The organism is Companilactobacillus zhongbaensis, from assembly GCF_003946515.1.
Taxonomy (GTDB): Bacteria; Bacillota; Bacilli; order Lactobacillales; family Lactobacillaceae; genus Companilactobacillus; species Companilactobacillus zhongbaensis.
On sequence record NZ_RHOM01000029.1, the window covers coordinates 19,550 to 28,550 of the forward strand.

General features: G+C 39.1%; 6 protein-coding genes. 1 reads left to right on the forward strand and 5 read right to left on the reverse strand.

Annotation, left to right across the window (positions count from 1 at the left end; genetic code table 11):
• Window positions 1-105: 105 nt before the first annotated feature.
• A complete protein-coding gene (locus EKM69_RS10090; protein WP_125710680.1) occupies window positions 106-393 on the reverse strand; it encodes a hypothetical protein in 288 nt (95 codons plus the stop codon).
• Window positions 394-1,270: 877 nt separating this feature from the next.
• Entirely contained in the window at window positions 1,271-3,655 is a 2,385-nt protein-coding gene (locus tag EKM69_RS10095; protein ID WP_125710682.1) for a M13 family metallopeptidase, read from the reverse strand.
• 2,127 nt (window positions 3,656-5,782) lie between these two features.
• Between EKM69_RS10095 and EKM69_RS10105 the strand changes: the two genes are divergently transcribed.
• The gene (locus tag EKM69_RS10105; RefSeq protein ID WP_125710686.1) at window positions 5,783-6,007 is read left to right on the forward strand and encodes a hypothetical protein; all 225 of its coding nucleotides are present in this window, start codon (window positions 5,783-5,785) and stop codon (window positions 6,005-6,007) included.
• Between the two features lie 1,099 nt (window positions 6,008-7,106).
• Here EKM69_RS10105 and EKM69_RS10110 read toward each other — a convergent pair.
• The 3 genes from EKM69_RS10110 to EKM69_RS10120 all read right to left on the reverse strand — a co-directional run bounded on the left by EKM69_RS10110 (window position 7,107) and on the right by EKM69_RS10120 (window position 8,828).
• On the reverse strand, window positions 7,107-7,907 hold the full coding sequence (locus EKM69_RS10110) for an FAD:protein FMN transferase (protein WP_125710689.1): 801 nt from the start codon (window positions 7,905-7,907) through the stop codon (window positions 7,107-7,109).
• A gap of 95 nt (window positions 7,908-8,002) precedes the next feature.
• A complete protein-coding gene (locus EKM69_RS10115; RefSeq protein WP_125710691.1) occupies window positions 8,003-8,347 on the reverse strand; it encodes a hypothetical protein in 345 nt (114 codons plus the stop codon).
• Window positions 8,337-8,828: a thiamine biosynthesis protein gene (locus EKM69_RS10120; RefSeq protein ID WP_125710693.1), complete on the reverse strand. Its 492-nt coding sequence runs from the start codon at window positions 8,826-8,828 to the stop codon at window positions 8,337-8,339. The genes EKM69_RS10115 and EKM69_RS10120 overlap by 11 nt, the downstream gene beginning before the upstream one ends.
• Between the last annotated feature and the right edge of the window lie 173 nt (window positions 8,829-9,001).

Sequence of the window (9,001 nt, forward strand, 5' to 3'; positions counted from 1 at the left end):
TAAACAACTCCATATAATCCCTTTCTAAGTCATGATACTAATCCTTTTGAAATATTATTTTAAAGTAACAAAAAAACCGACATCCCAAAAAGATGCCGGTCCCCATTACAATCCGGACGCCATTCTCAAGCAATCTTCCTTACTCTCCAAATGCTCATCCAAATAAGTGTCGATCTTAAACACAAGTTCATCAACATTGTCCTTATGCAAGTGCTTAGTAGCCTCATCATATTCCTTCAAAAATGATCGAAAACTGATCAAAGTCGGGACAGTATCCTGCGTACGCAATTGATTAATAAATCGCATAGCAATACTAATCAAGTCCCCTTCCGCCAGAATATTAAATTGGGCCACAGACTCATCAAGACATTTCATCAATGATTGATTATCCATAGCGATCGCTCCGCTCCCAAAAATATAAAATTTTGTACAGTAATAGTACCCCTAAAAAATCTAAAGCCTAAAAAAGGCAATTACTTGCCAAATTCATTGTCGCAAAAAAACAAGAAAAAATAATTCCATATTAATATAAATTCTATATTCTAAATTGATGTACATTTCATAAAAAAAGCCACTACGCAATTCAAAAAAAGCCAAATATTCCATAATAAACCCCACCAATAAAAAAAGTGGGGAGATACTTTAAAATCCCTTGATACCACGACATAGAACCTTATAACAAAAGTATAAAAACATTATAACTTCAAATTATACAAAATAAGAATCAATTATTTAAGCAAAAAAATCAGAAGCAGAAAACTACCGCGAGAGTGCGAGGAACAAGCACGCGAGCCAAAATAAGATCCTGAATCGGCTTTAAAGAGGGTTTGAACTGGGGCTTAATCTTACAAACCAAGGTAGAAACTGAGATAGACCGAAAAAACTAGGACGCGCAAAAAGTGCCAACTTGCACTATAAAACTCGGTCCCCACCCACACAAGGGGGGATTGTCGCACCATCTAGACGGAGGGGCCCGGGGATACAGACCTCAGCACCAAACACACCTAAAATCACAAACGCCAACACAAACAAAACGCTTCTCGTCTGCCAAAAACTCTCTCACCTCAAGCACACCTGCACCTCCAATCCAGCTCACACAAAAAAAGACTCCAGCCAAAAAGCTGAAGCCTCAATAAGATTTCATTTTTATATTCTGAGGAGGAATAATAATAAAAGAAATCAAACACTAAACAAAGTTAAAAGAAAATAATACTATCTCACCACTTCCTTTTAAATCAATAACATCCAGTTCCTATCACAAAGCTGAACGCTACCAAATATTAACCCGTTTATCCGGAGCCAAGTACATCCCATCACCAGGCTGAACATCAAAAGCATCATAAAACGCTCCAATATTATGAAGAGAAACATTAACCCGGAGACTATCAGGAGTATGCACATCAGAAAGCTGTGCCTGCTGCATATCAGGAGTATACTTCGATCTCCAACCCAAAGCATAACTATCAAAAAACTGCTTCAGATCATAATTTTTTTCAGACTCGAGTGTTGCCAAAGCAACATTGAGACCACCATTATCGGCGATATTTTCATCAAGAGTTTGTAACCCGTTGACATAACCGCCATCATAAGGGATCCCGTTATATTCATTTATGAACTCACCGACGAGTTGATTGAATCTAGCAAGATCATCGCTGGACCACCAATCGTGAAGCTCACCATTACCATCGTACAATGAACCATTGGCATCAAAGGCATGCGTCAATTCGTGGCCGATAATGACACCTAGACCACCGAGGTTTTGTGACTCGGTATTGTCCAAACTAAAGAATGGACTGTTAATGATACCGGCATCGATCGTGATTGAATTGTTCAGACGATTGTATGAAGCATTAGCATCGAGAGCTGATTGTCCTTGAATCCATGCCGAACGGTCGACTGGTTGACTGTAGTCAGCGAGGTTTTGCAGAGCTTGAGCCCCGACTAGGTTCCGGTAGTTCGTATAGGCTGAATTGTAGCCTTCAATATCGACCCGATTGAAGTAATCAAAGTCCTTGGTCGGGTAGCCGATATTGATCTTCAAATGACTCAACTTACCCAAAGCATTGCGCTTCGTCTCATTGTCGAGCCAAGTACTATTGATAATTTGTGTTGAATAACTATAAATAATTTTTTTAGTTAAAGTAGTAACGGCATCTTTTTCTTCAGGAGTAATGATCGAGGGACCATAATACTGACTGAATCCATCTTTAAAGGCTTGAGTAGTCAAGTAGTAAGCTAACTCCCGTTGCAAAGCTGGAGTGAGGTCGCCAGAACTTTCCAAATATTGACGACTAAGATCTGGATGAGTCGTCTGCAAAAAGTTTTGGAAGCCGCTAACGATATCTTGCAACTCGCTAGCCCGATAAAGGATCAAATTAGATACCATCCAACCCTTCAAATCATTGAGAACACTAGGGTTGATCAACGACTGAATGTTTTCAAAATAAGATGGTGTCATCTCATATACATAGTCTGGATGTTCCCCTGTAAGTGTATGCAATATCCCATTAAAGTTGATCGAATTGGAACTATTTATCAAATCATTCAAACTAACTTGCTTATAGCCGCCACCGATCTGAGTAGTAGCATTTAAATCATCTTGCGACAAAGTATTCATTAATAATTGGTCGTAGTTAACAGTTCCAGTAATAATATTTTGGATCATATCATTTGAGTAACCCGCCAATTGCAAAAAGGCGACCACGGTGTCTTCTTCACTAGCAGTGATACCTTGATCAGTCAGCATCAAAGGCTGTGCACCGAACAAGTATAAAGCTTTTTTAGAAGGATCATTTTGATCACGAGCTACCAAAATAGAAAATGGTGTTGGTTGATCACGACCAATTTCATTAGTAAAGTCACCGTTGAACTCACTCATATCACTTAGGTTCAAAAGACCATTGATCTCTTGAGCAAGATCAGGAGTAATAACCCCAACATTGCTAAGATCATCATTTTGCGTCAACTGATAAAACCAAGTAGCTTCATCCATTGCCGTACCAGCAGAATCCATACCATCGGACAACTGGTTAAAAGCATTTTCGACTTTTTGATTAACAGCAGCTGAAACATCATTAAATGAGCCCGCAACTGGAGTCACATCATCAACTGAAGTCTCATTGACCCAGTCACCATTTTCATACATATAGAAATTATCTTGTGGCCGAGAATAAACAACATCATTGCCCCACTCACCACCGTTAGAATTAACCGTTACGGAGGGTGCAGTCGAAGTGCCGGCAACAGAACTAGACTCACCGGTCGAATCAGAACTTGGCAACGCATTATAAACAACTTGATCATTTTGACCATCTTGACCTACCTGTTGTAAATTTGTGGAATCAGAAGCAGAAACATCTGAAGAACCAGAACTAGAAACAGAAGCAGGAGCAGATACAGCTGAACTAGAAGCAACATCCGAAGAATCAGCCGAGCCAGAAGCAGTAGCAGAAACATTATTATCAGCAGCAGGAACAAAAGCCGTACCAACCGCAGATTGAGAACCAGAATTAGATTCAGGAGTCTCTACACTCTCAGAACTAACTTGAGAAGCATCTGAAACAGAATCGGCCTTAGCCGTCTGCGAAGAAGTAATAGCTCCCAAGATAACAGCAGAAAATGTAAATACACCAATCATAGCTTTATTCAATTTCATAGGAGCGCCTCCTAAAACTGTCAATATAATTTGACACCCTTATAATCACCCCTCAACATGCAAAAAAGTAATCTATAAATAAAAATACTTTTTGCGATAATTGACAAATTAATAACGCTGTTTAGCATAGAAAGGAGTTGAAAAAGCGAATAATTATTTGAGGAACAACAAATAATTTTACAGAGACACTATAAAAAACGAACAATAAAAAAAGACCTCGAAGAGGTCTGAAACGATAATTTGAACAACAAGGCGAAAGTGCGAGGAATCGAGCACGTGAGCCCGGAAAAACAGAGAAAATGTAATAATACACAAGTAACCCCAAGAACTTGAACTTGTTTGTGCTTCTAAACAGAGTTTGTACTTGGTCTTGATTTTGGTTTTAATATTGGTTTTGGTTTTGGCTTTTGCTTTGGGTTTAAATCTTACAAACCAAGGTAGGAACTGAGATAGACCACAAAAACTAGGACGATCAAAAAATGCCAACTTAACCAACAAAAATCGGTCCTCATCAAAAAAAGGGGGATTGTGGAACAATCTAGGCGGAGGGGCCCGGGGATACAGCCCTCAGTGGTGAAATTCCTCTTAGCGACGAAGGAGCTTAGAGGAAGGTGCAGTTTTGAAACAAGCGAGCGGTTTGTGCTCGATTGGTTCAAAATGTGCCCACCACGTTCCAGCAGCTGTATCCCCGGGCCCCGGAGCCGGCAGTGAACCACCAACCAAACTACCACCTCTACCTATCCCTCCACAAACCAAACAAACCCCAACACACCTAAAATCACCAACGTCACCTCAAGCAAAACGCTTCTCGTCTGCCAAAGTCTCTCTCACCTCTGGGCTGACACTATCCAAAAAAATAGCCTGAAGAGATGATCTCTTCAGGCTAAAGCAGTTTATCCTTCTCAACTTAAGAAATAAAGGCATGTGGTAGTCCTTCAAAATCAAAGTAAAAAAAACTGCTGATATATTAGTATATCTGTTATCAAAAGGAATTAACCAGTCACCAACCACCAGTATCAAGAAAATTGGGTAAAATCCAGGGATATGAAGACCGGTGGTCAGCTGATCACCAGGAACTATTGTGGTAGGCGTTCCCAGTGACTTATTAACTGACAACATAAGAATTATATAACCTAACTTTAAGAAAATCAACAAATATATATATCGTTTGATAAAAATATCTTGTTTTTGTGAACACATCTTATTGTTCAATAATAATAAATATTTCACTAACTATCTTTCACATATCCCATATAATAATCCGAATTCGTTTTCATGAATTGGTATTTACCATTTGTAATATAAGGTAATAATTATGCTAATTATTATGTTACAGTTATGTTAAAATGATTCATATATACAACTTTTTACTAGTATTTTTGAAAAAAGGAATATATAATATGAGTTGTTCATTAGGAGAAATCCTGATGAATATAATGACTTAGTCGTTATGTCTTATGAAGTTAGAAAGTACATCCTCAATGTACACCTTTCAATTCATAATTTTCAGAAGTATTCCTTCTCAACTTTTGTAATAGAGGTTCGTGGTAGTCCCTCAACTTACATATCCCGAGGAGTAGAGGTTTGTGGTAGGCCTCTACTCTTTTTTTGTGGCTTCATTCATTTGTCAAATTTTACTTAAATTGTGAAATGTGCAAATCATTTCACAAACAAATACCCCACCAGTGACTGGTTTCAGTCATAACTGATGGGGTATTTTGAGATAATTTCTAAATAAAAATTACGGTGATCAACAGTGCGACAATTAAGCCGAACACAACGATCAAGCCTTTACCAAAATGGGAAAAGGTATTCCAACGATCGATAACTTTACTCATAATTCCCTCCAAATAGTTTCCAATGCAAAACAAATTACCATCTTAGCAGTTTTTTTAATAAGATTTGTTTCATATCAGAATGAAAATTCTTTCAATTTTTTCAGGAAATTTACGATATTGCTAATATTTCAAAAACGTTATTTCATTTTAAAAAAATAATTAATACGTTGAAGCCATCAAATTTCATACACTATCAGTCAATTTTCACCATTTCAGTTTTTTATAAATGCTCGCTAATTTTTTTCAGATGGGAGTACTATCAGCGTGAGGAATGATTGGAAGTGATAACATGCTAAACAAATGGGTCGATTTATTGATTCGCATTGCTTTAATCACACTTGCAGTTATCTGGTTCATATTATTGTACTCAAACAGTTCATTATTAGGTATTCTTGCAGTCATTCTTCTGGTAGGGACGACTCTCTATCTGATCACCAAAGAACAGAGTGACCTTTCATCGAACATTAGCGACTTGAAGAAAAAATTCCTCCACGAACTTCATCTTAAAAAATAAAATTTATTACAACTGCTGATAATGGATTTTGATGGTTGTTTGCAAGTATGATTTTTTTGTTTGAAGGCGATAATATGACGCGTGTGCTTTATCTTGCTTTTTGGGTTTTGATCGGAGTGGTTTCTATTGCTTCGGTTTTGCTTTATTTTGTAAGTTTGCAGCTTAGTTTTGATTTGGCTGTGTTTGTTGTTTTGGTTTTGCTTTGGAGACAGTATGTTTTGTGCTTGCCTCGGTATTATTTATGATTTTATATGTTAGCTGCTGATATTTTTGTTGGCGGCTATTTTTTTGTTTTGTTTTGGTGTGGGGGTGGTAGTTTGTGTTGTGCGTTGATTGCCGGTTCCGGGGCGGGGCGCTATATGGGACTGGAACGCTGCGGACCCACTTTGAACTAACCGAGCAAAGTACGCTCGATCATTTCAAAGCTGGGTCTTTCACTAAGCGGTGAACCGCTAAGTGAAATTTCGCGGCTGAGCCCATATAGCGCCCCGCCCCTCCACCTAGATGGTGCAACCATACCCCTTTTTTTGACGGATACCGATTTTTGTCACTCAAATCGGCACTTCAAGCGCGTCCTACTCCGCTCTTGTCGATCTCAGCTCTCTTCCGAATCGCAGAGACAAAATCAAAAGCAAATTCAAAATCAAAGGATAAACCCAAAATCGTTTTTTTGGCACTTATCATCTCAATAGATCAAATAGATAGGCAGTGTAATCAAAATCGTAGGAACGGAAATACGTTGGTAAACCAAACTACTCACTGCATGTTTGACTAACAAACATAAGTACCGTACCCCCCACCAAAAACGCAAATTTTGCGTTAACTTAGGTTCTGCGGGGAGGTGGAGGAAATTCGCCGTCAGCCGTGAAATTTTCGTTTGCACGGCATGGGCCGTGCTTACGAAAAGACCCAGCTTTGAGATGTCCAAGGCGGTCTTCCTTGGATAGCTCAAAGTGGGTCCGCAGCGTTCCACGGCGATATTTCCGGAACCTCCCCGCAGAACCGGCAATGAACCTCCAACCAACATACCTCCACTACAAAACACAAAACCAAAACAAAAAGGCCGCTAGCACAGTTCGCTAGCTGACCTTATACAATATTAACTGATTTTCTTGTCATAATCATAAAATATTTTTCCTTGTGTAAACGCCGTTAAGACTGAGCTTGAGTCTATCATTAGGCCTGTAAGGCCTGAATTGTTGATCAGCTTTTTAAAGGTATTCGTATCGGTTTTTACTCCTACAAACGACCAGGCATTGGCCTTGGTCAGGCTGGTGGTTATTACTGATACTTGTTGTAATGCCTTTGATTGTTTGCTTAACTGCTTTACATTATTTTTAATTTTCGTTGTGGAAATGGCACCGTTGTCGATCCGGTACTCGGCTAATTTGGCGTTTTCCTTGTTGGGGTCGTTGATGCCGATGTTCCAGTGGAAGTTACTGTCGGCTTTTGAGGCCATTTGGATGTCTTTGTCGTCACCGAAGGACACTCCAATGATGTTGGGTGCTATCAGTAATGGCTTTAAGTGTAGTTGGAACAACCTTTCGATGGCCCAACCTTTTAATAATTCACTTGGATCGAATTTGCCATCGTTGAAGGCGTTGAAGTAGCCGTTCGTAAAGTTTTTTGCTTGGCTACATTGTCCAAACACTTCTTTAAACATCGGGTCTGATGCTACCGCTGAGTCGTTGCCGCGGCGATATTGGTTGATCATTGAGTCTTGATTATCCATCGAAAATTTTCGCTCGATTTTTTCCAAGTCCTCTTCGATCAGTTTAGTAGTAGTTTGCAAAATTTGTTTTACCACCGGATCATTATCCGTCACGGCCAATTTGATCGTAAACGGCGTGTTCATCTTATCAACTACTACCATCGGGAAATAAGTCTTAGGTTCAATCATAATTGACACCTCTTTTGTAGAGATAAAACTAGGTAAAACTCTTTTTTAAAAAAGTAAGGAATTTTCCTTACTATCGTTATTATGACACGTTTGGTTTAAAGTTGACTCAATTTTGATTGGTTATTTTTCAGAGCGTAAAGCCTGCGGTCATTGAAGCGGCCTCTTAAAAAAGCCGTGGCCGTGGAATCGGCTGGCAAGATGAGACCTGTCAGTTGCGATGTTTCAATTAGATCAACCACTGAATCAATGTCCATCTCAATAGCTGTCTGCGCCAAAATAGCTGCTTCTGTCACGCCTTTAGAAACCAAGGTAATCAACTTAGGTGTATCAAGTTGTGGCCGAGAAGTGCTTTTTCCGTCATTATACGTGGAAGTAGCCACTGCTCCATTCTTAATTTGATAATGAGCAATCTTTTCTGCATCGTCAGGATCATTGATCACGACATCCCATGCAAAAAAAACTTTTTGGATCAGCAGCAACTTGCATCATAGAACTAGAACTCAGGGAAACCCCAACGATGTGTGGATCGACTAACAAAGGCTTCCAATGCTTCATAAATTCAACCTCAATGGCCCAACCTGTCAACATTTCAGACGGATCAAAGCGGTCATTAGCAAAAGCATCAAACTGCCCTTTCGTAGCAATTTTTGCAAGTGCAGCTTGATTGTAGACAACTTGAAACATGTCATCTTGGAAGAAAACCTCAGCCTCACCGCGATGAAACTTAGAAATCAGCGAATCGGCTTTTTGAGGAGAAAACTTATCATCGATAACATCCAAGTCATCAACGATCATCTGCGAAGAAGTATTCAGGATCCGTTCAACAACAGCATCCCGATCAGTCACAGCAATTTTAATAGAAAAAGGAACGTTCATTTTGTAAAAAGAGCGTTCAAGAAAGAAAAATTCAGTTTCATTCATAGAAACACCTCGATTTTATTTGTATAGCTAAAGGTTGAAAGCACGAAAATAGCCCTCAACTCATTCGTATGTTGAGGTTGGGTACAATCAAATAGTTTTTTAACATCATGAAGCATTATCCAAGAGCCTGATCAGGCGATTGGGTAATGCTTTTATAAATTCGTCAAAAATAT